Source organism: Amycolatopsis sp. CA-230715, from assembly GCF_018736145.1.
Lineage (GTDB): Bacteria > Actinomycetota > Actinomycetes > Mycobacteriales > Pseudonocardiaceae > Amycolatopsis.
Window position 1 is genome coordinate 7,751,929 of sequence record NZ_CP059997.1, and the last position, 26,377, is coordinate 7,778,305.

At 69.0% G+C, this 26,377-nt stretch carries 22 protein-coding genes and 2 pseudogenes; 15 read left to right on the forward strand and 9 right to left on the reverse strand.

All coding sequences use genetic code 11. From position 1 onward, the window contains the following. Together HUW46_RS36830 and HUW46_RS36835 are read left to right on the forward strand one after the other, a co-directional pair. Window positions 1–1,737 carry an ABC transporter permease gene (locus HUW46_RS36830; protein WP_215543328.1) on the forward strand — a complete coding sequence of 579 codons (1,737 nt, stop codon included), beginning with the start codon at window positions 1–3 and terminating at the stop codon, window positions 1,735–1,737. Between the two features lie 14 nt (window positions 1,738–1,751). Beyond that, a complete protein-coding gene (locus HUW46_RS36835) occupies window positions 1,752–3,029 on the forward strand; it encodes an ABC transporter ATP-binding protein (RefSeq protein ID WP_215543329.1) in 1,278 nt (425 codons plus the stop codon). Window positions 3,030–3,215: 186 nt separating this feature from the next. On the opposite strand, the pseudogene HUW46_RS49130 reads toward HUW46_RS36835, so the two are convergent. Continuing rightward, a pseudogene (locus HUW46_RS49130) lies at window positions 3,216–4,034 on the reverse strand (IS701 family transposase); the annotation flags it as partial. A 174-nt stretch (window positions 4,035–4,208) separates the two neighbouring features. Here HUW46_RS49130 and HUW46_RS36845 point away from each other — a divergent pair. Beyond that, a complete protein-coding gene (locus HUW46_RS36845) occupies window positions 4,209–5,462 on the forward strand; it encodes an IS256 family transposase (protein ID WP_215549828.1) in 1,254 nt (417 codons plus the stop codon). Between the two features lie 93 nt (window positions 5,463–5,555). Here the strand turns inward: HUW46_RS36845 and HUW46_RS36850 are convergent. Then, window positions 5,556–5,960, reverse strand: a pseudogene (locus HUW46_RS36850) (IS701 family transposase); the annotation flags it as partial. Between the two features lie 19 nt (window positions 5,961–5,979). Between HUW46_RS36850 and HUW46_RS36855 the strand changes: the two are divergent. Continuing rightward, on the forward strand, window positions 5,980–6,852 hold the full coding sequence (locus tag HUW46_RS36855) for a hypothetical protein (RefSeq protein WP_215543332.1): 873 nt from the start codon (window positions 5,980–5,982) through the stop codon (window positions 6,850–6,852). On the opposite strand, the gene HUW46_RS36860 is transcribed toward HUW46_RS36855, so the two are convergent. Both HUW46_RS36860 and HUW46_RS36865 read right to left on the reverse strand, forming a co-directional pair. Continuing rightward, entirely contained in the window at window positions 6,788–7,504 is a 717-nt protein-coding gene (locus tag HUW46_RS36860) for a PP2C family protein-serine/threonine phosphatase (RefSeq protein ID WP_215543333.1), read from the reverse strand. The genes HUW46_RS36855 and HUW46_RS36860 overlap by 65 nt on opposite strands. Window positions 7,505–7,847: 343 nt before the next feature. Further along, window positions 7,848–9,068 (reverse strand): alpha/beta hydrolase fold domain-containing protein, encoded by a 1,221-nt coding sequence (locus HUW46_RS36865; protein WP_215543334.1) that lies wholly within the window; start codon window positions 9,066–9,068, stop codon window positions 7,848–7,850. Window positions 9,069–9,206: 138 nt separating this feature from the next. On the opposite strand from HUW46_RS36865, the gene HUW46_RS36870 reads away from it, so the two are divergent. The 4 genes from HUW46_RS36870 (at window position 9,207) to HUW46_RS36885 (ending at window position 13,506) form a co-directional block, all read left to right on the forward strand. After that, window positions 9,207–9,914 carry an SRPBCC domain-containing protein gene (locus HUW46_RS36870; RefSeq protein WP_215543335.1) on the forward strand — a complete coding sequence of 236 codons (708 nt, stop codon included), beginning with the start codon at window positions 9,207–9,209 and terminating at the stop codon, window positions 9,912–9,914. A 1,078-nt stretch (window positions 9,915–10,992) separates the two neighbouring features. Continuing rightward, window positions 10,993–11,259, forward strand: a complete 267-nt coding sequence (locus HUW46_RS49135) for an HNH endonuclease signature motif containing protein (RefSeq protein ID WP_215543336.1) — start codon at window positions 10,993–10,995, stop codon at window positions 11,257–11,259. Window positions 11,260–11,482: 223 nt separating this feature from the next. Next, complete coding sequence (locus HUW46_RS36880; RefSeq protein WP_254125260.1) at window positions 11,483–11,947, forward strand: MarR family winged helix-turn-helix transcriptional regulator; 465 nt, start codon at window positions 11,483–11,485, stop codon at window positions 11,945–11,947. A gap of 80 nt (window positions 11,948–12,027) precedes the next feature. Beyond that, window positions 12,028–13,506 (forward strand): FAD-dependent monooxygenase, encoded by a 1,479-nt coding sequence (locus tag HUW46_RS36885; protein ID WP_215543337.1) that lies wholly within the window; start codon window positions 12,028–12,030, stop codon window positions 13,504–13,506. On the opposite strand, the gene HUW46_RS36890 is transcribed toward HUW46_RS36885, so the two are convergent. Further along, window positions 13,496–15,079: an FMN-binding glutamate synthase family protein gene (locus HUW46_RS36890; protein ID WP_254125262.1), complete on the reverse strand. Its 1,584-nt coding sequence runs from the start codon at window positions 15,077–15,079 to the stop codon at window positions 13,496–13,498. The two genes, HUW46_RS36885 and HUW46_RS36890, sit on opposite strands and share 11 nt — an antisense overlap. Before the next feature lie 94 nt (window positions 15,080–15,173). Here HUW46_RS36890 and HUW46_RS36895 point away from each other — a divergent pair, with 94 nt between their 5' ends. Then, complete coding sequence (locus HUW46_RS36895) at window positions 15,174–16,046, forward strand: LysR family transcriptional regulator (protein WP_215543338.1); 873 nt, start codon at window positions 15,174–15,176, stop codon at window positions 16,044–16,046. Here the strand turns inward: HUW46_RS36895 and HUW46_RS36900 are convergent. Beyond that, a complete protein-coding gene (locus HUW46_RS36900; RefSeq protein ID WP_215550536.1) occupies window positions 16,041–16,208 on the reverse strand; it encodes a hypothetical protein in 168 nt (55 codons plus the stop codon). The two genes, HUW46_RS36895 and HUW46_RS36900, sit on opposite strands and share 6 nt — an antisense overlap. A 251-nt stretch (window positions 16,209–16,459) precedes the next feature. On the opposite strand from HUW46_RS36900, the gene HUW46_RS36905 reads away from it, so the two are divergent. The 5 genes from HUW46_RS36905 to HUW46_RS36925 all read left to right on the forward strand — a co-directional run bounded on the left by HUW46_RS36905 (window position 16,460) and on the right by HUW46_RS36925 (window position 22,195). Continuing rightward, window positions 16,460–17,536: a right-handed parallel beta-helix repeat-containing protein gene (locus HUW46_RS36905; protein WP_254125264.1), complete on the forward strand. Its 1,077-nt coding sequence runs from the start codon at window positions 16,460–16,462 to the stop codon at window positions 17,534–17,536. A 118-nt stretch (window positions 17,537–17,654) separates the two neighbouring features. Beyond that, window positions 17,655–19,253, forward strand: coding sequence for a discoidin domain-containing protein (locus HUW46_RS36910; protein WP_215543339.1), 1,599 nt, complete (start codon window positions 17,655–17,657; stop codon window positions 19,251–19,253). Between the two features lie 3 nt (window positions 19,254–19,256). Beyond that, entirely contained in the window at window positions 19,257–20,510 is a 1,254-nt protein-coding gene (locus HUW46_RS36915) for an MFS transporter (protein WP_215543340.1), read from the forward strand. Between the two features lie 2 nt (window positions 20,511–20,512). After that, window positions 20,513–21,523: a TolB family protein gene (locus tag HUW46_RS36920; protein ID WP_215550343.1), complete on the forward strand. Its 1,011-nt coding sequence runs from the start codon at window positions 20,513–20,515 to the stop codon at window positions 21,521–21,523. Between the two features lie 72 nt (window positions 21,524–21,595). Further along, window positions 21,596–22,195, forward strand: coding sequence for a carboxymuconolactone decarboxylase family protein (locus HUW46_RS36925; RefSeq protein ID WP_215543341.1), 600 nt, complete (start codon window positions 21,596–21,598; stop codon window positions 22,193–22,195). Here HUW46_RS36925 and HUW46_RS36930 read toward each other — a convergent pair. The 3 genes from HUW46_RS36930 to HUW46_RS36940 are packed head-to-tail and all read right to left on the reverse strand — an operon-like array spanning window position 22,165 to window position 24,634. Beyond that, window positions 22,165–22,875: an SDR family oxidoreductase gene (locus HUW46_RS36930; protein ID WP_215543342.1), complete on the reverse strand. Its 711-nt coding sequence runs from the start codon at window positions 22,873–22,875 to the stop codon at window positions 22,165–22,167. The two genes, HUW46_RS36925 and HUW46_RS36930, sit on opposite strands and share 31 nt — an antisense overlap. 9 nt (window positions 22,876–22,884) lie before the next feature. Next, window positions 22,885–24,045, reverse strand: coding sequence for a glycosyltransferase (locus HUW46_RS36935; RefSeq protein WP_215543343.1), 1,161 nt, complete (start codon window positions 24,043–24,045; stop codon window positions 22,885–22,887). A 1-nt stretch (window position 24,046) separates the two neighbouring features. After that, window positions 24,047–24,634 (reverse strand): TetR/AcrR family transcriptional regulator, encoded by a 588-nt coding sequence (locus tag HUW46_RS36940; protein WP_215543344.1) that lies wholly within the window; start codon window positions 24,632–24,634, stop codon window positions 24,047–24,049. A gap of 62 nt (window positions 24,635–24,696) precedes the next feature. Between HUW46_RS36940 and HUW46_RS36945 the strand changes: the two genes are divergently transcribed. After that, on the forward strand, window positions 24,697–26,157 hold the full coding sequence (locus HUW46_RS36945) for a PucR family transcriptional regulator (protein WP_215543345.1): 1,461 nt from the start codon (window positions 24,697–24,699) through the stop codon (window positions 26,155–26,157). Window positions 26,158–26,377 lie beyond the last annotated feature (220 nt).

The following is a 26,377-nucleotide window of genomic DNA, read 5'->3' on the forward strand; positions in this document are numbered from 1 at the left end:
ATGTCCTTGCTGCGCACTTTTCCGGGTCGCGGCGCGCTCGCACGACCGCGGCGCGGTGTCGCCGACGTGGCCGTGCTGTTCGGCGCGGCCGCGTTGCTGTGGCTGTTGGTGCGGCTCGCGCACGGGGCAACCGTCCCGTGGGACGAGGCGAGCGCACCGTCCACAGTGTCCACCGATCCGGCGGAACTGCCTTACTACGCCGCACGTTCGGTGCTGCGCATGTTCGCCGCGCTGGTGCTGTCGGTGGCCTTCACCTTCGTCTACGCCACCGCCGCCGCGCGGTCGCGGCGAGCGGAGAAGGTCCTGCTGCCGGTGCTCGACATCCTCCAGTCGGTGCCCGTGCTCGGCTTCGTTTCGGTGACCATCACCGGGTTCCTCGCGCTCTTTCCCGGCTCGCAGCTCGGCCTGGAATGCGCGTCGGTGTTCGCGATCTTCACCTCGCAGGCCTGGAACATGACCTTCGCGTTCTACCACTCACTGGTGTCCCAGCCCCGCGAACTCGACGAGGCGGCGCGGCTGCTGCGCCTGTCGCGGTGGCAGCGGTTCTGGCGGGTCGACGTGCCGGGCGGGATGATCGGGCTGGTCTGGAACGGGATGATGAGCTTCGGCGGCGGCTGGTTCTTCCTGGTCGCCTCGGAGGCGCTGACGGTGAACAACCGTTCCTACGCGCTGCCGGGGATCGGCGCCTACGTCGCCACCGCCACCGACGAGGGCAGGCTCGACCGGGTGCTGCTCGCGGTCGTGGCGATGATCGTGCTGGTGGTCGGCGTGAACGTGCTGTTCTGGCGGCCGTTGACCGCGTGGGCGGAGCGGTTCCGTGTCGAGGAGTCCGAGGCCGCCGAAGCGCCGCGCAGCATCGCCCTCGCCGTGCTCCGGCGCTCGCACGTTCCCGCGTTGCTCGGCAAGGTGTTCGGCCCGCTGGTGCACCCGCTCGACCGCGCCTTCGCCGTGTTCGGCCGCGCCGACCGTCCACTGTGGATTTCCGAAGGGCGGCGGCGCGCCGGTGACCTCGTCTTCGCGGTGGTGGTGTTCGCGCTGATCGGATACGGCGTGGCGCGGCTGGTGGCGTACATCGCGGGCACCGCCGGGTTCGGGGAGGTCGGGCACGCGCTGCTGCTCGGGCTCGTCACCTTCGGCAGGGTGCTCGTGCTGGTGGCGGTCGCGACGCTGGTCTGGGTGCCGGTCGGCGTGTGGATCGGGCTCAACCCCAGGGTTTCCCGGCTGGCGCAGCCGGTGGTGCAGGTCCTCGCGAGCTTCCCGGCGAACTTCCTGTTCCCGATCGTCACCGGTGTGCTCGTGGCCACCGGCATCAGCCTCGACTGGGGCGGCATCCTGCTGATGAGCCTCGGCGCGCAGTGGTACGTGCTGTTCAACGTGATCGCCGGGGCCAGCGCCATCCCGAACGACCTGCGCGAGGCGTCGGCGAGCCTGCGCCTGCCGCGCGCGCTGTGGTGGCGGAAACTGGTGCTGCCCGCGATCTTCCCGAGCTACGTCACCGGCGGCATCACCGCGGCCGGTGGCGCGTGGAACGCCTCGATCGTCGCCGAAATCGTGAGCTACCACGGTGTCACGCTCACCGCGACCGGCCTCGGCGCCTACATCAAGAACGCCACCGAAACCGGCGACGACGCCAGGATCCTCATCGGCGTCGTCGTGATGAGCCTGTTCGTCGTCGGGCTCAACCGCCTGCTTTGGCGACCCCTGTACGCACTGGCCGAGCGCCGCTTCTCACTGTGAAACCTGGAGGAATCATGACGTCCGCATCCGTTCTCGTCAGCGTGGACTCGGTGTCCAAGAGCTTCGGCGAACTGCGCGTACTCGACGGGATCGAGTTCGACCTGAAGGCGGGCGAAATCGTCGCGCTGCTCGGCAGGTCCGGTTCGGGCAAGTCGACCCTGCTGCGCATGATCGCCGGGCTCGTCGCCCCCACCTCGGGCGCGGTCCGCTACCGCGGGCAGGAGCTGACCGGTGCCAATCCCGGTGCCGCCATGGTGTTCCAGTCCTTCGCGCTGATGCCGTGGCTGACCGTGCAGGACAACGTCGAACTCGGTCTCGCGGCGCGCGGGATCGCCCCGGCCGAACGCCGCGAGCGGGCGCTCGCGGCCATCGACCTGATCGGCCTCGACGGCTTCGAATCCGCTTACCCCAAGGAACTTTCCGGCGGGATGCGCCAGCGCGTCGGGTTTGCCCGCGCACTCGTGCTCGAACCCGACGTGCTGCTGATGGACGAGCCGTTCTCCGCGCTCGACGTGCTGACCGCGGAGAACCTGCGCGGTGAGCTGATGCGGCTGTGGGCGGGCGAGGAGTTCCCGACGAAGGCGATCTGCGTGGTCACGCACAACATCGAGGAAGCGGTGCAGCTCGCGGACCGGGTGCTCGTGCTCGGCTCGAACCCCGGTCGCGTCCGCGCCGAGATCGCCGTCGACCTCCCGCGCCCGCGCGATCGCCGCGCGCCCGCGTTCACCGGGCTCGTCGACCTGCTCTACGGCCTGCTCACCGGGCGGGAACCGGAACGCGTCGAGCCGGAGACCGAGACGCCGACGGCCCGCCCGCTGCCCGCCGCCTCGGTCGACGGTCTCGCCGGGCTCGTGGAGATCGTGCACGCCAAGGGCGGGCGGGCAGGGCTGCCCGCCGTCGCCGCCGAACTGACCTTCGAGATCGACGACCTGCTGCCGCTCGTCGACGCCGCTTCCCTGCTGGACCTGCTCTTCGTCGCGGGCGCCGATCTGCACCTGACCCCGATGGGCGAGGCGTTCGCCACCGCGGACATCCAGCGCAGCAAGGAAATCTTCGCGGTGCAGGCGCGCCACCGCGCGCCGCTGATCCGCACGATCACGACCGCGCTGGGCAGCAGCGCGGGCGGCAGCCTCCGCGCCGGGTTCTTCCTCGACCTGCTGCGGCGCGGCTTCTCCCGCGACGACGCGCGCCAGCAGCTCGACACCGCGATCGATTGGGGGAGGTACGCGGAGCTGTTCGACTACGACACGGACAGCGGACATTTGAGACTGGAAACGTCGGTCTCCGTGTAGATGGCGTCGGTCGTTGATCGGTGGTTTCGCGAAATTGCGGGGCTGGTTCTGTTGGTGCCGCGGGATTCGCGCTGGCTTTCTCACCTCTCATGTCGTCGCTTCGGTCTCAATCTTCAGCGTTACTACGGCGTGGTTGGTTCGCCGTGTCGGGTTGCGGTCTAGTACTCCAGCCGTAGATCGTGATGTTCACGGTTCTTCGGCCGATTGTCGCTGGTAGTGGGCTTGCCGAGCTCGGTATTGGTGTCGTCTGCGCCAGTGTGAGCAGCGTAGGGCGTGGCTGATGTTTGCGACCGGTGCAAATGACGAGTGCGTTGTAGAGGTGGCTGACTTCGTTGAGTGTGAAGGGAATCAGCCCGGCAGGGGCCGGCCTGGCTCGGGAAGCGACGGTGGCGATGGCCAGGAAGGCGTGCGCGAGCAGCACGAGGGTGGTCCAGCGGTACCAGGACGTCCAGGTGCGGCCAGATGCTCGTCCAGTCCCGTCTGCCCCTTGGAGGTTTGAAATGATTCTTCGATTGTCCACCGTCGGCCAGCGACCCGCACCAGCGCGGTCAGCGGGACCCGTTCTGGTGCGTAGCAGCGGTAGTAAGCCAGTTCGCCGGGCAGTGGTTGCGTCGGATCCTCAGCCACCGGTGCCCGTGGGCTCGTCTGCGCCACCGGTGATGCCGATCCAGGCCCAGTCGTAGAACCGGTGTCCTTTCGCGCCTTTCCCGGCGGACAGGCGCTGCCAGGCACGTTTCGGGATCGCGTGGCGAGTTCACCGGCTTCGTGCGTGCCGGTGGCGGTGGCGACCCGGTGGTTGCAGGCCACCGCCAACACATGTCCGACCCGTCGTTTTTCCAGGTCACCGCGCAGAGCTGGGTTGCCGCCGTAGACCTCGTCACCGGCGCCCCACCGCGCGGGCACACCCGCGTCGAGGGCACGCAGAATCATCCGGGAAGCCAGCTTGGGTTTGGTCGCAAAGCCGGTGTCTGCGGGCACTCCGGCCGTGGCGCACCGACCCGGATCGTCAAGTCCAGGGGGTGTTTGATCTTCTGTGTAAGCGGGTGACCTGACCGGCAGGCGGCTGGGTCTGACCTGCCAGAATGGACACTCTGAGTGAGCGAGAATGTGGTGGTGGAGTCGGCGGGCGCGGACGAGGGTGCCGTGGAGGTCGGTGGCGATGACGCGGCGGCGCGGCGTGTGGCGGAGCTGTTGTCGCCGGCGGCGATCGATGCGCTGGTAGCAGACGCCGAGGCTTCGGGGATGGGCCTGGATGGCGCGCAGGGTTTGCTGAATCAGCTGACGAAGGCGGTGCTGGAGCGGGCGCTGGAAACTGAGATGGCCGACCATCTCGGTTACGATAAAGGTGATCCCGCTGGTTATGGTTCGGGGAATTCCCGTAACGGGAAGAGCGCGAAAACGGTGGTCACCAACTCCGGTCCGGTCCGGTTGGATGTGCCGCGGGACCGGGCGAGTACTTTTGAGCCGCGGATCGTGCCGAAGCGGAAGCGTCGGCTTGGTCAGATCGATGACATGATCTTGTCGTTGTATGCGCGGGGAATGACGACTCGGGACATCAAGGAACATTTGGCAGAGGTGTATGATGCCGAGGTTTCCCCGGCGTTGATCTCGAATGTCACAGATGTGGTGGCCGAGGAGATCACCCAATGGCAGAATCGCCCGGTTGATGCGGTTTATCCGATTATGTACATCGACGCGGTGGTCGTCAAGATCCGTGAGGGCGGCACGGTCGACAACCGGTCCGCGCACCTGGTCGTCGGGGTCGACACGGACGGGTTCAAGCACGTCCTGGGCATCTGGATCGGCGAGAACGAGGGAGCGAAGTTCTGGCAGAACGTGCTCAACGAGCTGGTCAACCGCGGCCTGAACGACGTGCTGATCGTCTGCTGTGATGGCTTGACCGGGTTGCCTGATGCGATCGGCAACGTGTGGCCGAAAGCGATCGTGCAGACCTGCGTCGTGCACCTCATCCGCGCCTCGATGCGGTTCGTGTCCCTCGACGACCGCAAGGCTGTCGCGAAATCCCTCAAACCGATCTACGAGGCCGCTAACGAAGCAGCCGCACAGCAGGCTCTCAACGAGCTGAAACACACTTGGGGTCAGAAATACACGGGTCTGATCTCGACCTGGGAACGCGCCTGGGAGGAGTTCATCCCATTCCTCGAGTTCCACCCGGCCATCCGGAAGGTGATCTACACGACGAACATGATCGAGTCCATCAATTACCAACTACGGAAGATTAGTAAGACACGAGGTCATTTTCCCTCTGTCGACGCCGCGATCAAACTGCTCTACCTCGGTGTCCGTAACATCACCGGACGACACATCGACGGCGAGGGACAGTTCGCCGGGAAACGCGGAACCGGAACCTACGGGTGGAAACGAGCACTGAACGCGTTCGCAACCCGCTTCGGCGACCGGCTACCACTCTGACCGACAAGTACAGAACGTAGTCAAACCCGTAAGTTCAAGTCACAAGAAGGACACAAAGTCACCCTGCTTACACAGAAAATTTGACAACCTCTCAGTCCACGAGACCGGCAGATAGAGCTCCCGATCGATCAATGTGTGTCCGGTTTTGGTGGTATAGGTCGAGAACACCCCGACCTGGGAGTTCTCGATCCGACCGGCGGTTCCGGTGTACTGCCGTTGCACATCGACCGTGCGCGACCCCTTCTTCACATCCCCGGTCTCGTCCACCACCAGCATCGCCTCGGCGTCCCCGAGTGTCTCCACCGCGACCTCGCGCACATCATCATGGACCGCCTCGGCGTTCCACACCGCCCGCGACAGCAAATGCCGCATCCCGTCAGGTGTCACGTCCCCAACATGCTCGGCGATCGTCCAGCAGTTCTTGCGAGGCAGGTCCGACAGCAACCCCTCCACGAACAACCCGGCCCGCTGACGCGGTTCCACCCGCGTGAACCGCAGTCACCGGCCGGGGTGCCCGGTGAGACCGGTGCTGGACCTGACTACGGGGTCCGCGCTGATCCTGAACGGCGCGGAGTGGATCGTGGAGCGGGTCGAACCCCAGATCGGCCGGGTGGTGCTGACCGCTGCGGACGGGCGGCGGATGCCGGTGACCACCCGTTTCCTGCTGCACCATTCCGATTGCCGGCCATCCACCCGAACCGGGGCGTCGACCTCCGCGGGCCGGGGACGGCAGGAGCCGACCCTGCACGACGTGACCGAGCACCAACGGGACCTGATCGGGTTGCGGCTGGCGCATCTGCTCGAGGTCGAAACCGGGTTCCGCAGCGGAGACCCGGCACGGGCCGTGCCAGGAGAACCGAGACCGGGCTACGACCCCGCGCGGACGACGGTGACGCAGCGACGGCACGCCAAGGTCGCGGAACTGGCTGCGCTTGACTCGGCGCAGGCCAGCCTGCTGGGGCTGAGCAAGGTCGGCTACCGAACCCTGATCCGGTGGGAGAACCGGCGCCGCCAGGTCGGGCCGCTCGGCTGCGCAGACGACCGATGGCTCCGCCCCGCAGGCGGGCATCCGAGCGTGTCCGACCGAGTTCATGAGGCGATCCACGTGGTGCAGGCCGAGTCGCTGCACCGGTCCCGGATGAGCCTGCGCACGAAACAACGCCTTATCCACCAATACATTCGCGAACAGCACGGCGCGGAGGCCACGGCGGAGATCCCGTGCTACGAAACGTTGCGCCTGGTGTGGTGGGAGTGGTTCGGGCCCGGTGGTGGCCGTCAACGCTACGTCCGGTCCGCGGCGAAACCGACCAGCGGCCAGCACGTGGTCATCCACGGGTGGCGCGTGCGAGAGCGCGGGCGGGCATGTGTTTGTGGAGTCCGTCGCTGGTGAGGATGAGTCTGCGGCGCGGCCCGTGAATGCGGGTGCGGCCGACGGTTTCCGGGGTGGCGGAGGCGACGGAGGTGGTCACGATGTGGTCGCTGGCGCGTGCGAGCGCTTCGAGGTCGTGTCGGCGGTCTCGGTAGCGGTCGGCGAGGGCGGTGCGGAGTTGCTGTCCGTGGGTGTGGTCGAGGGTGAGTTGTGCGCAGACATCGAGATCGGGGCGCACTTCGTAGGCTCGGCAGTCACCCACCCACGCGATGTCCCAGCCGCTGCCCTGCTCCGGCGGAAGCGGGGCGGCGACGACCAGGACGGTGTCGGCTCGGGGTAGCTGGGAGAGCGCGTGGGTGGCGGCCAGAAGCCCAGCGACGGCGCCGCGGTCGGCGGCGACGTAGGAGGCGATCGTCGCGGCGCTTCCGGCGGCGTGGGCGGACTGGGGCTGGTCGCCGATGCCGTCGGCTACCGCCCAGACTTGATGCTGTCCGGTGATGGACACGTGGACGCCGATGGCGTCGGCCTGGTGGAGGCGTCCGCCGATCCGGGTCGCGTGTGCCGGGTGGAAGCTGTTGCGGGCGCCGGAGAACTGGCGGTGATGGCGGGCGAGGACGCGGGCATCATGAGGCGACTCGGCGCACTCGGCCCAGCCGCAGCGGCATTCCGCCACAGCCCAGTGCGGCCCGGCCGGGAGCGGGCCGTGGGGCCAGACCGGATGATGGCGGGCGGGGCTGGTGCTGGTTTCGTGGACGTTCTGCGCGCAAATGGGAATGTGTGGGTGCATTGTGGACGGTCGCCGTTCCAGATCGATCGCGGAGCGGTGTCGGTGCCGGTGACACCTGAGGGGTGCCAGGCAGGGTGGCCCGGACGTGGCCAGTCCGGGCCACCAACGCAGAAATTTCGGCCGAAGCGCGGTTAGCTAACACATGGCTGGAATGCCAGGTCGCAGGAAGGTCACGCGTGGTGCACGGAGTAGTCGAGCCGTAGCCCACTGCGAACGGGATGGGTCAGGTTCAGGCCTCGGCCGTTCGGTCCGTTGTCGCGGTGCGGTCGCGGACGAACTTGCCGATCTGGTCGACCGCCGAGGCCGCTTCGGGCAGGAATGACCAGAAGAGGTGGAAGGTGTGGGTGGCGACGGGGTGGACCGCGGTGGTCACGTCGACCCCGCAGGCGCGGGCGTGTTCGGCGAGCAGGTGTGCTTCGGGCTGGACGGAATCGCCGGAGGCGGCATGGATGAGCAGCGGGGGTAGGCCGGACAGGTTGGTGCGCAGGGGATCCACGAGCGGGTCATCTTCGGGGTGGCCGTTGAGGTAGGCCTCGGCGTACCGGCGGGCGACCTCGGGCCGGAACAGGATTGGTGATTCCGACGGTGGCCGCTGCGTTTTCCCGGTGAGGTCGACCCACGGGCACAGCAGCGCGGCGCCCGCGGGCCGCGGAAGGTCGTGCGCGCCCAGCGCGAGCAGCAGCGACATCACCAGTCCGGCCCCTGAGGAGTCCCCGGCGATGGTGATCCGGTCCGGGGCCACACCGGAGTCGAGTAGCCAGCCGTAGGCGGCGAGCAGGTCGTGCAAGCCGGCGGGGTAGGGGTGTTCCGGTGCCAGGCGGTAGTCCACGACCAGCGCGGGCGTCCGCGCGGCGGCGGCGATCGCGCCCGCGAGGTGGCGGTAGCCGAAGGCGGATCCGGCGACGTGGCCACCGCCGTGCACGTACAGGATCGAGGCGGGCGGCCCGTCCTGGAGCGTCGCGGGTGTCAGGCGGAGCGCGGATGTCCCACCGGCGAGCACCGGGGCGGTCGCGATCCCGTCCGGTGGGGCGAACCTGCCGTGCAGTTCTTCCGTCGCGGCACGCACGGTTTCGAGGTTTCCGGCCTCTCCCGAGGCGTCCGTCCACGGTGCCCACAGGCGCGCCATGCGGCCGTCCAGCTCGCCCCCGACCGACCGGGTGGTCGTGATCGCGTCGTCCAGTTCGGTGAGCAGTGGCCTGGCGCGGGCGAGCAGTGCTTCGCCGGCGAGGGTGAGTTCCACGCGTTGGGTGGAGCGGCGGAACAGATCGCATCCGATGAGCCGTTCGAGGGTCCGGATCTGGCGGCTCAGCGCCGGTTGCGACAGGAACAGCCGTTGCGCGGCGCGGCTGAAGTTGAGCTCGCCGGCGACCGCGACGAACGCGCGCAGGTGCCGCAGCTCGATCGCGTCCGGCGCCGACGTGAGAGGCAGCACCGTCCCGTCCTCATTCATGCGGCCAGTCTGGCGCACCGCGTGGCGGTCCGTGATGCGCGACGCGCATCACGATCATGCACAGCCGGCCTTTCCCTTTTCCGCCGCCGGCCGCGAGGCTCGTCCTCACCGGGTCCACGAACGAGATGGGAACACGAAATGAGCAAGGAATTCGAAGTCGGGTTCGAAGGTGTCCTGCCCGCCACGCCCGAGCAGGCATGGGCGGCGATCACCATCGCCACGGCGGCGTGGTCGTGGCCGATCGTGTACGAGCCCCGGCTCGGTGGTGCGGAAAAAGGCTTGACCCACTACGGCGGCACGGTGACCGCGTGGGAGCCGGGCAAGCATTTCGCCACCCGGTGCGAAGCGCCGGACGGCTGGTTCAACGACCTTGACTACGTCCTCGAACAAGACGAGGGCGGCACGTTCCTCCGGTTCACCCACACCGGGATCTTCTTCGAGGATTGGGACACCAGCTACGACGCCTGCCGCCAGCACACCGCGCTCTACTACCATTCGCTCGGTGAGTACCTGGCGCATTTCCGGGGTTGCGAAGCGGTTTACGCGATCACCGACGCCCCCGCGGCGTCCTCGGAGCCGGATGGCTTCGCGAAGGTCAAGGCAGCACTGGGCGTTCCCGAGGACGTAGAGGTCGGCGACGCTGTCGAACTGGCACTGGGCATCACGGGCACCATCGACTACCGCACCCCGAACTTCCTCGGCGTCCGGACCAAGGACACCCTCTACCGGTTCTTCGGACGCAACGCGTTCGGGTGGCCGGTCGCCGTCGGCCGCCACCTCTTCGCGCCGGACGCGAACGCCGCGGAAGAACTGTGGCGGGACTGGCTCGACGCGGTGTTCACCTGACGTTCCGCCTCACCTCACGCCGGGCTGGAGCAGACCGCAGATCACCGGGTTTGCCGGCGACGCCACAAAAGGAGCCTCGGCAACCGCTTGAAACACCACGACGCCCGGCTGCAATGACCGTGGGTAGCCGGCGCGGCGGGGTGTGTCGAGGCCTCCCCGCATCGCACTGGGACGCGATCGCCGAACCGCTCAAACAAGCCCACGACGCGAACCGGCAGACCCGAATTCGCTCCACGACCGACTGGGGACCCCGCAAGCGCCACATCGCGATCCTGCTGCTCTGGACCGAACTCACCCGCGGTGATCACACCCTGGCTCCCCTGTACCGGCACCGCCTGCTCCACCACCCACTCGACCGGCCCTTCATGAGTCTCACCCACCGCCTCATGCACGGAGGTCAACCACAACCCCGGCATCCACGGACGCGGCAGCCACGTCACCCACCTCCTCCACGCCCTCGCGCCCTACCAGTCAACCTCGAACACCTTATCGACAACGCACCAGCAGTCGGCGCCGATCAGCCACTCGTCGCACGATCCGAACCACCTCCCCCCGCAGGGGTGAAAATTCTTAGCCGCTCCCGCGCAGGCCCCGGAGACACCTCCGCACCTCGGTCGGACACCACGCAGCGCCGCCTGACGACGAAGAAACCGCAGGACAACAGCCACACAATCGACTGAGCAGACGACAGCCGGTGACAGATGTCGCTGGTAAGTGACAGATATCGCCGGTCGTCACAAGCGCGATCGCGTCTTCTCCGTCGACGTCGTGTCACAGTCATGATCGAACAAAGGTTCGATCGCCTTGCTTCTCCCTCGGCGCATCGTCGAGGCGGCGTGGAGGGCTTGGTTGTCGTTCAGCAACAAACCGCAGTACCGGCACGAGCACGCCCAAGGAGAAGAAACAGGCGCTGGTGCCGCACAGCACGGCCTTCATGGCAGCTCGAAGAGCATCGCCGTCATGCTGACGTGCACACTGCCCTCGGCCCGGGGCGGCCCGGCTTGACGGCAAAGGCCAACCCCTGGAAGTCGGGCGGGCGAAGCGTCTGGTCACCGAAGCGATCCGGTACATGCTTGCCATGCGCGACAAGGGATGCGCGTTCGCAAGCTGTTCCCGCGCGCCCTGTCACTGCGAGGCGCACCAGGTCATTCCGTGGGCACACGGCGGCACCACCGATTTAGATAATCTCGTGCTGTTATGTTCCGCGCACCATCGACTGTTGCATCGTAGCGACTGGACACTCCGCATGGTCAACGGACTCCCCGAATTCACCCCGCCCGAGTTCGTTGACCCGTGGCGAAGATCCCGATCGAACCGCCACACCGCCCAACCCCGCGCCGCGTAGGCAATCTCGCCGCCGTCGGCGGCCCGGTAGCTGCTGTGGTCACAGTGGACTGGCCGAAATCCTGGCCCTTCAGCCATTACCCGGCGAAGGGCAGAATGACCGTGCCCACCACTGAGTCTTCGGGTATCAAACTATTCCAGCAGCCACCGCGCACTCACGAATCACCGAACTGATCCATTGTGGACGTTACGCGGCGCGAGGCCGGGCGGCTACCATGGGCGGCATGTCCGAATCGAGCGGCACGGCGATGACCTACGACGGCAAGCCCCTGCTGGGGCCGCTGCTCAGGCAGGCGTTCCGCTGGTTCGCCGACGCGACGATCGCCGACCTCGAAGCGAAGGGGATGCCGCCGCTGAGCATCACGCAGATGGACATCTTCACCAAGCTCGATCCCGGCGGGATCACGATCTCCGAGCTGGCGCGCCGCTCCGGTGTCGCGCGCCAGTCGGCGCACCAGGCCGTCGGTGAGCTGGTGAAGGCGGGCGTGCTGCGCATCGAGCCGGATCCGTCTTCGACGCGCAGCAAACTGGTCCTGCCGACGGAAGCGGGTTTGGAGCGCTTGCGGATCGCGCGCCGGACGCTGGCCGAGGCCGAGCGGCGACTGGTCGACCGGCTCGGCGAGGACGTGGTCGACCAGCTGCGGGCGGCACTGGACGCCGATTGGGGTCCGCCGCACCCGGCCGTCTGATCGGGGGACCTTCCTTGACGCGGTGACCACCATCAAAGTTAGTGTCAGGTGACCTGACAATCGGGGAAGGGGTGGTCGAGATGGCAGCCGATCCAGTGGACGTGCTGGTCGTGGGCGCGGGCCCGGTCGGGCTGATGGCGGCGGGGGAGCTGCTGCGCAGAGGGGTGCGGGTCCGGGTGGTCGAAGCCGCCGGAGGTCCCGTGCGGCGCAGCCGCGCGCTCGGCACGCAAGCCCGCACGCTGGAGATCTACGAGCAGCTGGGGATCGTGGACGAGATACTCGCACTGGGGCAGCGCGTCACCGGGTTCGTCCGGCACGTCGAAGGGGCCGACGTCCAGCGGTTCGACTTCGGGTACAGCGACGTGCCGACCCGGTACGAGTACGGGCTGCTGGTCGACCAGACGCGGACCGAAGAGGTGCTCAGGCGGCGCGTCGAACGGCTCGGCGGCACGGTCGAATGGGGCACCCGGCTCGATTCGCTGTCCCAGGACGAGAACGGTGTGCGGGCGGTGCTCGTCGGGCAGGACGGGGCCGCGGCCGCGGTGGAGGTGCCGTGGCTGGTCGGCTGCGACGGAGCGCACAGCGTGGTCCGCAAGCAGCTTGGCATCCCGCTCGAAGGCGAGTCCACCTACACCTGGCTCGTCGCCGACGCCGAAGTGGAGATCGGCCTCGACCCGCACGCGGTGCACTGGTTCTTCGCCGACGGCGGCGCGGTGATGCTGTTCCCGATGCGGGACAAGGGAAGGTGGCGGCTCCTCGACACCGCGGACGCGCTGCTGGACAACGAGCCGTCGAAGGTGGCGGAGCGGTTCCAGCGCCGCGTCACCGCGGCCACCGGTCTTCCGGCGCGGTTCGGAGTCCCGGACTGGGTGTCCGTGTTCACCATCCAGCAGCGCGCGGTTCCCGAGATGCGCCGCGGCCGGTGCTTCGTCGCGGGCGACGCCGCGCACGTGCACAGCCCGGCCGGAGGCCAGGGCATGAACACCGGCCTGCAGGACGCGTTCAACCTCGGCTGGAAACTCGCCTCGGTCATCGACGGCACGGCGGGCGAGGAACTGCTGGACAGCTACGCGGCCGAGCGGGTGCCGATCGGGAAGAAGCTGCTGGAGTCCACCGCGATGATCACCAGCTACGTGCTCGGCACCACCGATGAGCGCTACGGGCAGGTGAACGGGCGCGAAATCCTCGGCACGATCCAGGCCCTGTCCATCAGTTATCCCCGCAGCCCGCTGACGGTGCCCGACGACGGCGGTGCGACACCTCGGCCGGGGGAACGGGTCACCGCCGTCACCGCGGACCGCGCCGGGGGTGACGGCTGGCTGGCACTCCTCGGCCAGCTCCGGAATCCACAGTGGACACTGCTGCGCCTCGGCAACCACGGAGGATCCGACGCCGCGCCGGAGGGAGTGGCGGTTCTGGCGCTCGACGACGCGGAGCTGTCCGAGGACCTCGGTGCCGAGGGCGGCGGCTGGCTGCTCATCCGGCCGGACGGCTACGTCTCGGCGCGCGGCGGGCCCGAGGATCCGGTTTCGTGGCCGGAGTACGCGATCAGACGGTGAAGCGGTCGGGATCGGCTGCCGCCCAGTCCCGTGCCCAGGTTTCCGGTGCCTCCGCGATGAGCTGTCCAGGTTCGAGCCACTCGTACAGCTCGTCGTAGGAGCGCACGGTGATCGGGTCGAGCCGTCGCCGGAGCTGGTGCGGGCGCAGGTCTTCGGGGCGGTGCACGCCCATCGAGGCCATGATCTGCTGTGCCGAGCGGACCGTCGCGCGCTGGAACCGGTACACGCGTTCGGTCTTGTCCTCGACGTCGAGCGCCCGCGCGCGCCGGGCGTCCTGCGTGGCGACACCGACCGGGCAGTGGTTGGTGTGGCAGCGCTGCGACTGGATGCAGCCGACCGCGAACATCATCGCCCTCGCCGCGTTCGTGTAGTCCGCGCCCTGGATGAGCCGTTTCACGATATCGGCGCCGGTGGCCACCTTCCCCGCCGCGCCGATCCTGATCCGGTCCCGCAACCCCGCCCCGACCAGTGCGTTGTGGACGGTCATCAGCCCGTCCGTCAGCGGAACGCCGATGTGGTCGGAGAATTCGAGCGGCGCGGCACCGGTACCGCCCTCGGCGCCGTCCACCAGGATGAAGTCCGGGGTCACGTCCTCGGCCACCATCGCCTTGCACACCGCGAGGAACTGCCGCCGCGAGCCGAGGCACAGCTTGAAACCGGCGGGCTTGCCGTCGGCCAGCTCGCGCATCCGTGCCACGAACAGCACGAGCTCCCTCGGCGTGGAGAAGACCCGGTGGTACGGCGGCGAAATCACCGTTTTCCCTTGCGGGACTTCGCGGACCTTCGCGATCTCGGCATTGACCTTGCCGCCGGGAAGTACGCCGCCGATACCCGGCTTCGCGCCCTGGGAAAGCTTGAGCGACAAGCATTTCACGGCCTCGTGCGCGGACTTCTCGGCGAATTCGCCCCCGTCGAAACCGCCGTCGGGGGTGCGGCACCCGAAGTAGCCGGTGCCGAGCTCCCACACCAGATCGCCACCGTGGCGCAAATGATATTCCGACAAGCCGCCCTCGCCGGTGTCGTGCGCGAAACCGCCTTTGGCCGCGCCGCCGTTGAGCGCCAGTATCGCGTTCGACGAAAGCGACCCGAAACTCATCGCGGACACGTTCAGCAGGGCCATTTCGTACGGTTTCGCACAGTCCGGCCCGCCCACGCGCACCCTTGGCGGCTCGTCCGGCACCGGAACCGGGGCGAACGAATGCACGAAGGTTTCGTAGCCGTCCTCGTAGACGTCCCGTTCGGTGCCGAAGGGCGATTCGTCCTCGGTGCCCTTCGCGCGCTCGTAAACGATGCTGCGCACGTCGCGGTCGTACGGCCGCCCGTCGGTGTTGCGTTCGATGAAGTACTGCTGGAGCTCGGGCCGGATTGCCTCCAGCAGATAGCGGAAATGCCCCAGAACGGGGTAGTTCCGCAGCACCGAATGGGTGCGCTGGATCAGGTCGAAGCACCCGGTACCCCCGGCGGCCAGCAAGGGGACCGCGGCGAACAGCCACCACGGGGACACCACGAAAACGGCCGCCATCGCGACGGCCGCCAGCAGGCAGAGGACCGAAACGAGCACCACACGCGTCACACTCAGGACGGTAGCCCACCTGCTCGCCGCTTTCAGCACGGGCAGCGGCCCTCACGTCGCTGTGTGTTCCGGTATTGAGCGATAGCATCGCTGAATGGAGCTGCGGCAGTTCGAACACTTCCTCGCCGTCGTGCGCACCGGCAGCTTCACCGGGGCCGCGCGCGAGGCGCACGTCGTGCAGTCGGCGCTGAGCGCTTCGGTTCGCAAGCTCGAATCCGAGCTGGGCGCGCCGCTGTTCGAGCGGACCACCCGCAGGGTGATGCTGACCGAGGCGGGCCGCGCGCTGCTCCCGGTGGCGAACCGGGTGGTCGCCGACGTCGACGCGGCCAGGAGTGAGGTGTCCGCAGTGGCCGGGCTGACCCGCGGCGCGGTGGCCGTCGGCACCATCCAGGCGCTGACGGTCGTCGACCTGCCGCGCGAGCTGGGCGTGTTCCGGACGCGCCATCCCGGTGTGCGGATCCACGTCCGCGACGGCACGGTGCCGGATCTGGCGAACGCGGTCGCCGACGGCGAACTGGACCTGGCCTACCTCGCCGCCGACGGGCCGCTGCGGGAGGATCTCGTCAGTTTCGCGCAGTGGAGCCAGCGCCTGGTGCTGGTGAGCTACCCGGGGCACCGGCTCGCGCATCGCCGCCGGGTCCGGCTGGGGGAGCTCGACGGCGAACCGTTCGTCGGCTTCACCGGCAGCGTGCTGCAGATGATGATCGGCCGCAGGTTCGCCGACGCCGGGATCCGCTACCACCAGGTGTGCGAGGCGACGCACGTGCCGCTGCTCGTCGAGCTGGTGGCGGCGGGGCTCGGGGTGACCATCGTGCCGCTGCGGGTCGCCGAGCGCTCCGGGCTGCCGTTCGCCACGCTCGAACGGCCCGCGTTCACCAGGACGATCCACCTCGCTGGACGGGTCGAGGAGCCGGTCAACCCCGCCGCGCGCGCCCTGCTGGCGCACCTGACCCGCGGAAGCTCATGACCGAGGCCGTGCCGATGCGATGAGCAGGCCCGTGCCCGCACCGAGCACGGCGAGTGCCGCCAGCGTCTCGCCCGCGACGACGAGCACGAGGCCGAGCACCAGGAAGCGAATGCCGAAGGTGCGCATGAGGCGAGCCGTGTCCGGCGTTTCTGCGGTGTCCACGGCTCTCCCGTCCCGGTTCTTTTCCCTCCGCCCAGTATTGGTCTTCGCGATCATCGCGTCCAACACAAGAAAGAGCTGGGATTCAGCTCCGAAACAGCTCAATCGCGCGATGGCCTTGTCCTGCCACGCGTTCAGATACGTGGACGCGAGTCACTACCGTTGACAGCGGGCAACGAGCTGAACTACAAAGGCGGAAGCTCGCCCCCGGGTTACCGCCGCCCCTTTCCGCGCATCCGCCCCCGGAGGTTTCGGTGTCCCGCATCCCTGCCAGATCCCCACTTCGCGCGCTCGCCGTGGCGGCCTGCTGCCTCGTCGTCGGCGGTCCCGTCGGCACGGTCGAAGCCGCGCCCCCGCCCGACACGGTGGAGGTCGGCACGACCGCGCAACTCCAAGCTGCCTTGGCCGCCGCGTCGCCAGGGCAGACGATCAAGATGGCCGCGGGCACCTACCGCGGTTCGTTCCAGGCCACCAAACCGGGCACGGCGGCGAAACCCATCACGCTGACCGGCCCCGCCGACGCGGTGCTCGTGAACGACGGCCCGTCCGGTGAGGCGCCGGACTGCCCGGCCCCGACCCCCGGCTGGGACTCGGGATACGGCCTGTGGCTTTCCGGCGCCGCGTACTGGAACCTCACCGGGTTCACCGTGCGGGAGTCGAAGAAGGGGATCGTGGTCGACGCCTCACCGCACACCACGATCGACGGCGTGACGGTCGACCGCATCGACGAGGAAGCGATCCACTTCCGGCGCTCGTCGGCCGACAGCGTGCTGAAGAACTCCACGGTGACCAACACCGGACTGGTCCAAAAAGGATACGGCGAAGGGGTCTACCTCGGCTCGGCGAACTCGAACTGGGCCTGCCACGGCAATTCCGGCGGGGTGGACCGCGGTGACCGCATCCAGGTGCTGGGCAACCACATCGGACCGGGCATCGCGGCCGAGCCGATCGACGTGAAGGAAGGCACCTTCGAGGGCGTCATCAAGGGCAACACCTTCGACGGCAAGGGGATCTCCGGCGAGAACTCCGCCGATTCGTGGATCGACGTGAAGGGCATCGGCTACACCATCGAGGACAACACCGGCACCTTCTCGGAACCGGGCACGTTCGCCAACGGCTACGAGACGCACAACACGAGCACGAACCCGTCGTTCGACAACGGCTGCGGCAACGTCTGGCGCAACAACAAGTCCGATCTCGGCGGCGTCGGCGAGTACGCGATCAAGATCAGCTCGACGGCCAAGTGCAAGGCCAGGCCGAACGTCGTCTACGCCTCCAACACCGTCACCGGCGCGAAAGCGGGCCTGACCAACATCCCGGTCACCCCGTGAGCTGACCGCGTCGGCCCGGTGCGTCCGTACGGGCGGCGGGGCTTGACCGGATACCGAGGTTCTTGTTAAGAAGGTTTCTTAACAATTGAAGATCGCACGACTTCCTCACACCGCCGCCATGGTATTCGAGGAGTATGACGTGAACGCACGCCTTGCCACCGTATCCACCGCGGCGGCCGCCCTGTTGCTCACCCCGTTGCTCACGGCCAGCGCGCAGGCCTCAGACATCCTGCTCTCCCACGAAAAGCAAGTCGTTTCCTCCACCATGTCCGACGCCGCGTCCGGTGCCGACAACGCGGCGGACGGCGACACCGCGACGAGCTGGACGAGCGCGGCCCGGCCCGATCCACAGTGGATCAGGATGGACCTCGGCCAGCGCGCCGCCGTCCACCGGGTGCTCCTGGAATGGGGTGCCGGTCCTGCCACGGCCTACCGGGTCGAGGTGTCCGACGACGGCAGCCAGTGGCGGCAGGCCAGCCTGGTGACCGACGGCGACGGCGGTGTGGACGACCTGACCGGCTTGTCGGCGCACGGCCGGTTCGTCCGGGTCGTCGACCTGACTCCTGGCGCGGGGCATTCGCTCAGCGAACTGGCGGTCTACGGCGTCCCGGACTCCACCGGCGACACCACGGCGCCTTCGGTTCGTACCGGGTCGGCGGTCGGCGCGATCACCGCGACGACGGCCGAGCTGAGCTGGGCGGAGGCCACCGACAACATCGGCGTCACCGGGTACGACGTGCTCCGCGACGGGAAGGTGATCGCCACGACCACCACGCCCGCCTACACCGACACCGGTCTCACGCCCGGCACCGCGTACCGGTATTCGGTCCGCGCGCGCGACGCGGCGGGGAACGTGTCCACCTCGGCCGATGAGCTGAAAGCGACCACGCCACAAGGGAAAGCGGGTACCTACGTGCTCGCGGCCGCCGGGGACATCGCCGCCCAGTGCACCGCGAGCGACTCGAAGTGCGTGCACCCCAAGACGGCGGCGCAGGTTGGCGCGATGAAGCCCAACGCGGTCATCACGATGGGCGACAACCAGTACGACGACGCGCACATCGAGGACTTCCAGAAGTACTTCGACAAGACCTGGGGCAAGTTCAAGAACATCATGCACCCGGTCCCCGGCAACCACGAGACCTACGACCACACGCCGCTCGGCGCGTACAAGGAGTACTTCGGCAAGACCGCGACGCCGAACGGGAAGACCTACTACAGCTGGGAACTCGGCAACTGGCACTTCATCGCGCTGGACTCGACCCAGTTCGACAAGGGGTTCGCCGCGGGCAAGTCCGAGCAGCTCGCGTGGCTCAAGCAGGACCTCGCGGCCAACAAGAAGGGCTGCGTCGCGGCGTACTACCACCACCCGCGGTTCAGCTCCGGTGACCACGGCGACAACAAGACCGTCGCCGACATCTGGTCCACTTTGGTCAACGGCAAGGTGGACCTGGTGCTCAACGGGCACGACCACCACTACGAGCGGTTCGCCCCGCAGAACGTGGACGGGAAGAAGGACCCGAACGGCCCGGTGCAGATCATCGGCGGCACCGGCGGTATGGACCTCTACCCCGTGCACGCGGAGCACCCGTCGACCGAGAAGCTGCTGTCGACGTTCGGGGTGCTGCGGCTGGACCTGACCGACACCGGCTTCGCCACGAAGCTGCTCGGCACCGATGGGTCCACATTGGACAGCAGCCCGGCCTACACCTGCCACTGACACATGTACATCGCAACGAGCCGCAGCGCGGATTCCGCGGCGGGCATACCCGATCCCAAGGGCACCGCGCGCAGGGTGAGCGGCAACGTGCTCGCACTGGGCATGGTCAGCATGGTCACCGACATCTCGTCGGAGATGGTGACCGCGGTGCTGCCGGTCTACCTCGTGCTCGGGCTGGGGCTGAGCCCGCTGCAGTTCGGCGTGCTCGACGGGCTCTACTCGGGCGTGACCGCGCTCGTCCGGCTGGCCGGTGGGCACGTCGCCGACCGGTTCGGCCGGTTCAAGGCGGTCGCGGGGTTCGGCTACGGCCTGTCCGCGGTCTGCAAGCTCGGCTTGCTGGCCGCGGGCTCCTCGGTCGGTGCGATCGGCGCGGTGCTCGCCGCCGATCGCACCGGGAAGGGGTTGCGGACCGCGCCCCGCGACGCGTTGATCTCGCTCAGCAGCGAGCCCGAGTTCCTCGGCCGGTCGTTCGGCGTGCACCGCGCACTCGACACGGTCGGCGCGTTCCTCGGACCGCTCGTGGCGATGGTCGTGCTGTGGCTGAGCCTCGGCAGCTACGACGCGGTGTTCTTCACCAGTTTCTGCGTCGCCGCACTGGGCGTGCTGGTGCTGGTGGTGGCCGTGCGGGACCGGACGAAGCCGTCGCCCGTGCGCGCCAGGCCTTCGCTGTCCGAGTCCGCGGGCCTGCTGAAGATCGCGTCGTTCCGGCGCATCTGCTGGTGGGCGGCGCTGCTCGGGCTGGTCACCGTCAGCGACTCGTTCGTGTACCTGCTGCTGCAGCGCCGGTCGGACATCGCGCAGGTCTACTTCTCGCTGCTGCCCCTCGGCACGGCCGGGGTCTACCTGCTGCTCGCGGTACCGCTCGGCCGCCTCGCCGACCGGATCGGGCGGTGGAAGGTGTTCCTCGGCGGACATGTCGCGCTCGTCTGCGCGTTGCTGACGCTGGTCGGCCCGTTCGACGGCGTCCTGCTCGCGGTCGTCGCGCTGGCACTGCACGGGGTGTTCTACGCGGCCACCGACGGGGTGCTGATGGCCGCCGCGGGGCCGTGCCTGCCGGAGCACCTGCGGGCGAGCGGGATGGCACTGGTCCAAACCGGACAGGCGACTACGCGGATGATCTCCTCGGTGCTGTTCGGCTGGGCGTGGACGGCGTGGGACCTGTACCCGGCGGTGCTCGTCACCACGGGCGTGCTGGCGGCGGTGGTGCTCGCGGCCGCGGTGGTGCGGCCGTTGCGCAGGGTGGAGGTGCCCGCGTGACGGTGCGTTCCCGCTGGCTCATCGTGCTGGTGACCGTGCTCGTGCTGGCCGGGGCCGCGATCGGGTACACCTGGTACGCCAGGGAAAAGACCGCGCGGCACGGCGATGTCAACGTGGTCCCGGTGGTGTCGGGCCAGGCGCTGTCGGTGCCGTCGCCGGGGCAGGTCCTCTTCCGCAACACCGCGGCGGGACCCGACTACGGCAGGGTGGCGCAGGTGCCAGCCGCTTCACCCGGTGCGCCGCGGCACACCGCGGGCCTGTCGTGCGACCGGTTCGCGGCGGCGGGCGGGAAGGCGCTCTGCCTCGCCGCCCGCCCTGGCGTGCTGCCGCCCGTCACCGATATCACCGTGCTGGACAAGGATTTGCGCGTGCTGCGCACTTTCGACCTGCCGGGTTCGCCGAGCAGGGCGAGGCTTTCCCCGTCCGGGCGGATGGCGGCGTGGACGCTGTTCGTGACCGGTGACTCCTACGCCGCGACCGGGTTCTCCACCAGGGCGGGCATTCTCGACATCGAAACCGGTGAGCTGGTCAAGACGGTCGAAGAGATGCCGTTGCAGGTCAACGGGGAGCAGTACTTTTCGGCCGATGTGAACTACTGGGGGATCACCTTCGCCTCGAACGACGACCGGTTCTACCTGACGATGGCGAGCAAGGGCAAGACGTACTTGGTGGAAGCCGATTTCCGCGCCTATCGCGGGCGTGCGCTGCACGAGAACGTGGAATGCCCATCGCTGTCCCCGGACGGCAGCAGGGTCGCGTACAAGAAGCGCGTTTCGGCGGATCAGTCGGCGCCGTGGCGGCTGGCCGTGCTGGAACTGGCCAGTGGCAAGGAAACCGTGCTCGCCGAAACCCGCAGCGTCGACGACCAGGCCGCGTGGCTGGACGGGAAGACCGTGCTGTACTCGCTTCCCGGCCGGGACGGGAGCAGCGACATCTGGTCGGTGCCCGCCGACGGCACCGGTGCGCCAGCCCTGTTCGTCACCGGGGGCGCTTCCCCCGCCGTGGGTCGTTAGTGGACGGTGCCGCGCCCGCCGCGCATTGGGGTATCTTGCCGGGTGAGTGGACACGGATCTGGGGAGCGCGCGATGACCGATTCCTTCGAGCAGGGTCTTGCCCTGATCCAGCGGCTGGGCGGGCGCGAGCGGCCCGCGGTGCTCGACCTGTTCGCGAGCATCGGCGAACCCGAGTTCGGCGAGCGGTGCGTCGGGTTCATCTACGGCGAGGTCTACCACCGCGAAGGGCTTTCACTGCCGGAACGGCAGCTCGTCACCGTCGGGGCGTTGACCGCGCTCGGGTACGCGTCGGCCCAGCTGCGGTTCCACGCGGACGCCGCGCTGAACGTCGGGTGCGGTCGTCAGCAGGTCATCGAGGCGATCGAGTACGCGAGTGAGGTCGCGGGTTCCCCAGCCGGCGAGGTGCTTCCCCGTGGTTCGGATTCGCGCGGCCTGAGCCCCGTCGAACGGGAGATCGTCGCGGTCGCGGCCTGCGTCGCGATGGGAACCGAGCTGCCGCGGTTGGGCGCGCATCTGCGCACGCTGCTCGGGATCGGCGGTACGCGGAAGCAGATCGTCGAGACGGTGCTGCACCTGGCCTTCTACGTCGGCTTTCCCGCCGCGCTCAACGCGATGGGCGTCGCGAAGGAGGTGTTCGACGATCAGTCCGCCGGCACCGGTGGAGTCGGCTGACGCCCGGCCACGAGGTTCGTGGTCTGTGTGACGACCGTCCGCTGCCAGTTTTCGGGGGCTGCCGCGAAGACGCCGTCGTCGATCGTGCGCAGCGCCTGCTCCGCGACATCGGCCGGGTCTTCCCCCTCGGCGGACATACCGGTGGCGACGAGCGCGGGGCAGATCATGCTGACGCTCACCGGAGTGTCCGCGAGCACCATCGCCGCGTGCTGGGCGAGCGCGACGACGGCGTGCTTCGACGGGCCGTACGCGCCTCCGCCGGGGAACACGGTCAGCCCCGCCAGCGACCCGGTGATCAGCACGTGCGCCGATTCGCCCGCGGCGAGCAGGCGCGGAACGAAGGCGCGCAGGCCGTTGACGACGCCGCTGACGTTCACCGCGAAGACGCGGTCCCAGTCGTCCGGCGGGACCTCCCACGGGGCACCCAGCGCGGCGCCGACGATTCCCGCGTTGAGGCAGATCAGGTTCGCTCGCGGCGCCTTCTCCGCCAGCGCCGCCATGGCGTCCGGGTCGGCCACGTCGGTCGTGCAGGCGGTCGCGTCCAGGCGGGTGGCGGTCTCGGCGAGGGCGTCCGCGTTGACGTCGGCGAGGATCAGGCGGGCGCCTCTCGCGTGGAGCGCTTCGGCAAGGGCTCGTCCGATCCCGGTGGCGGCGCCGGTGATCACGGCAGTCGTGCGCATGGCGGTAGCTTACGCCGGGCTTTCGGTCGCTTTTGGACAGTGGGCCACGAGCCGTTCCAGCTCGGCGACGGCACCGGCCGCGCCCGGCGCGGCGGCGAACCGGGCGGCCAGGCTGCGCGCGGCGGTGGCGTAGGCGGGGGAGCCGACCACCTCGGCCACCGCTTCCCGGATTTCGGCGGGGGACGCGGCGTCCCCGTCGAGCGCGATCCCGGCGCCGAGCGCGCTCACGTGGGCGGCCAGCGCGTGCTGGTCGGAACCGGGGTTGGGCAGGCACACCACCGGAACTCCGTGCGCCAGTGCGGCGCACACGGTGCCGTGGCCAGCGTGGGTGACCATCGCCGAGGCGTGCGGCAGGACGGAGTCGTGCTGGAGGTACGGCACGACTGTGGCATTCTCCGGGACGGACAACGCTTTCATCTTGACCTCGGCGAGGGTGGCCAGCAGCAGCACGTCCTCGTCCGCGAGTGCGTCGAGAGTCCGTTGCACGCGCGAGGTCTGATCCCAGGCGGGGCCGGTGGAGAACCCGGCCAGGACGACGGGGCGCGGGTCGTCGAAGGGCGGTGTTTCGCGAGCGCCGGTTTCGCGGAGCGGCCCGACGTAGCGGAACGACTCGGGCGCGGAGTCCGCCATCGGGTCCATCTCGGGGATGCTCGTGCACACGGTGGTCAACGGGGTCCAGGCGTCCCACAACCTGGCGACCGCGTCGAGTCCGGCACGCTGCCGCACTTCGTTCACGGCGTCGAGCATGGCGTGCTCCAACGGGTCGCCGGGTGCGGCGAGCGCGCCGGGCGCGCTGTGCACCAGCACCGCGACCGGCAGGCCGGACGCTTCGGCGGCGGCCAGCGCGCCGAACATCAGGCAGTCCACCACGATCGCGTCGCAGGATCCGCCGGCCAGTACGGCAGGGAGGTCTTCGAGATGGGCGGGGCAGGCCCAGACCGCCGCGACGAGGCTGGGCAGCCAGCCCTCCGGCGGTGTCCGCTTCGGATACCCGGCGTCCGCGCGTACCAGCAAGCGGAACTCGAAACCCTTGCCCTCGAACAGTTCGCGCTGGTTCGCGTAACCGGCGAACACGATCTCGTGGCCGCGCTCGGCCATCGCGCGCGCGACCGCGATCGCGGGTCCCTGGTTGCCCGCGCCGTACCAGCTCACGAACAGCAGCCGTGCCATGTCAGGTCGCCTCCACGATTCCGGTGATCATCAACGCCATCGTCGCCTCCGCCTCCGGACGGGGACGGCCCATGTCGCGGCGCAGGAGCTTCCACGTGTAGACGTCGCAGGCGCAGACGAGCGCGTCCTCCACCCGGGCACGGCGCGAGGGCGGCACCTCGCGCAGCTGGGGCGCGAGCTGGCGCAGCACCCGCGCGCGGTGCCGCTCCCTGCCGATCGCCGCGATCCGGGCGACCGCCGGGGCGGACTCGTCGGCGAGATTGCGGGTCACGATCTCGCCGACCTGCTCGTAGTGGTCGAACCACGCCGTCACCGATCCGTCGACATCCCCGGGCTCGGCCTGGTCCAGCGCGTGCCCGAACTCCGCCAGCAGCTCCGTCAACGCCACCTCGAGCAGCTCGTCGCGGCTGCCGAAGGCCCGCAGCACGGTCTGCACGCTCACCTTCGCCTCCGCCGCGACGTCCGCGAGCCGGATGTCGGTGCGCAGCCGCGCCCGGAGCAGGCCGACCGCGGCCAGCAGGATCCGCCGTCGCGTCGCCTCGGCCGATTCGGCCCTGGCGCGCTGCGTGTAGGTCCGGCCGGATTTCATGTCAATGCAGTTAACATGAAACTGGCGGCGCAGGCAAGCGCGCCGGTGGTTACGGTGACGAGGTGAACTTGTCGTCGCGGTGGCTGCTGAACCGGCCGGAACTCGGGTTGTCACTCGTCGCGGGGGAGGCCGGTCTCGATCGGCCCCTGCGCTTCGCGCACAGCATCGACCTGGCCGATCCCGCCCCGTGGCTCTCCGGCGGCGAACTGGTGCTGACCACCGGTGCGCACCTGTCGGAGCGGCAGGCCGACTACGTGCGGGGCCTGGACCGCGCGGGGGTGTCCGCGCTCGGTTTCGGCGTCGGACTCTCCCACGACACCGTGCCGAGGTCCATTGTGGACGCCGCGGACGAGCTGGGGTTGCCGGTGCTGGAGGTGCCGTTGCCGACGCCGTTCGCCGCGGTCACCAAGGCGGTGCTGGACCGGCTCGCCGAGCTGCGGTACGAGGAAGTGCTCCGAGTCTCCCGGGCGCAGCCGAAGATGACCCGCGCCGCGCTGCGCAACGGTGCGGGCGGGATCGTCCGCGAACTGTCCGCCGCCACCGGCGCCGCCACCGTGTTCCTCGGTCCGGGCAAGGAAGTCGAGGCCACCTGCTCCCGCGCCGCGCGAGCCGACGTCGACGAGGTGGTGGCACTGGCAGGCGCGGCGACCGGCTCCGCTGTCGTCACGAAGGGGCGGGCGATCAGCGTGCACGCGGTCGGTGTCGGCGGGGCCGTGCACGGCTGGCTCGCCGTCGCCGGTGCACACCCGCTCGGCCCAGCCGAACAGGTGCTGCTCGGGCACGCGGCCTCGCTGTTGGCTCTGGACAAGGAAAAGCCGCGACGGCTGCGCGCCGAGCGGAACCGGCTCGGCGCGACCCTGCTCGGGCTGCTGCTGTCGGATCCCGCGCTGGAACCGCGACTGCGCTCGCAGTTCGCCGACGTGGTGGACCGCTCGGCCGGTATCCGCGTCCTCGCGGTGCGCACGGACGATCCCGAACGGATCCTCGCCGACATCGACGATGCACTGTCCGAATGCGACCTTCCCTTGCTGGCACGGGAATCCGCCGACGAGGTGATCGCCCTGCTGCCGGGCGGGTTCGCCGGGGCGCGGGTCGCCGCGCTGTCACCGGCCGCCGCGCGCGCCGGGCTGAGCGGCCCGCATCCGCTCTCCGAGCTCCACCATGCGCTGTCGGAGGCAAGGCTGGCGGCCGCCGCGAGCGAAGAACACCTCACCGAGTTCGACTCGCTCACCGGCGGCGCGCTCCTCACCGCCCCCGGCAGCCGAGCCGTACTGGACTCCGTCGCCGAAGGCACGATCGCGAAACTGCACGCCCACGATCCCGTCCTCGTCACCTCGCTGCGTGCCTTCCTCGAAGCCAACGGGCAAGGGGAAACCGCCGCAACCGCGATCGGCGTGCACCGGCACACCCTGCGCAACCGCCTGGACAGAGCAGCCGAAGTACTCGGATGCGATCTAGGCTCGGCCCGCGTGCGCGCCGAACTGCTGCTCGCCATCCTGGCCTGGGAGGCGCGCCCGCGCTAACCGCGGTCACTGGGTTTGGTTTTCGCTCGCAGTCTGGTGTGGACGCGGTGGTTGCCGGATCGCTGGGGGTGCCGTGTGATTTCGGGGCGTTGGCTGCTGTTGCCTGCTCGGAGGGTGGTGGCCACGGCGCGGGGTTGCGGTGCTGGTGCGGATGCGGGAGTGGTTTTCGCGGTAGTTGGTGATGCCGTGGATGGGTGTGGTGGTTCCCAGGGTGTCTGTG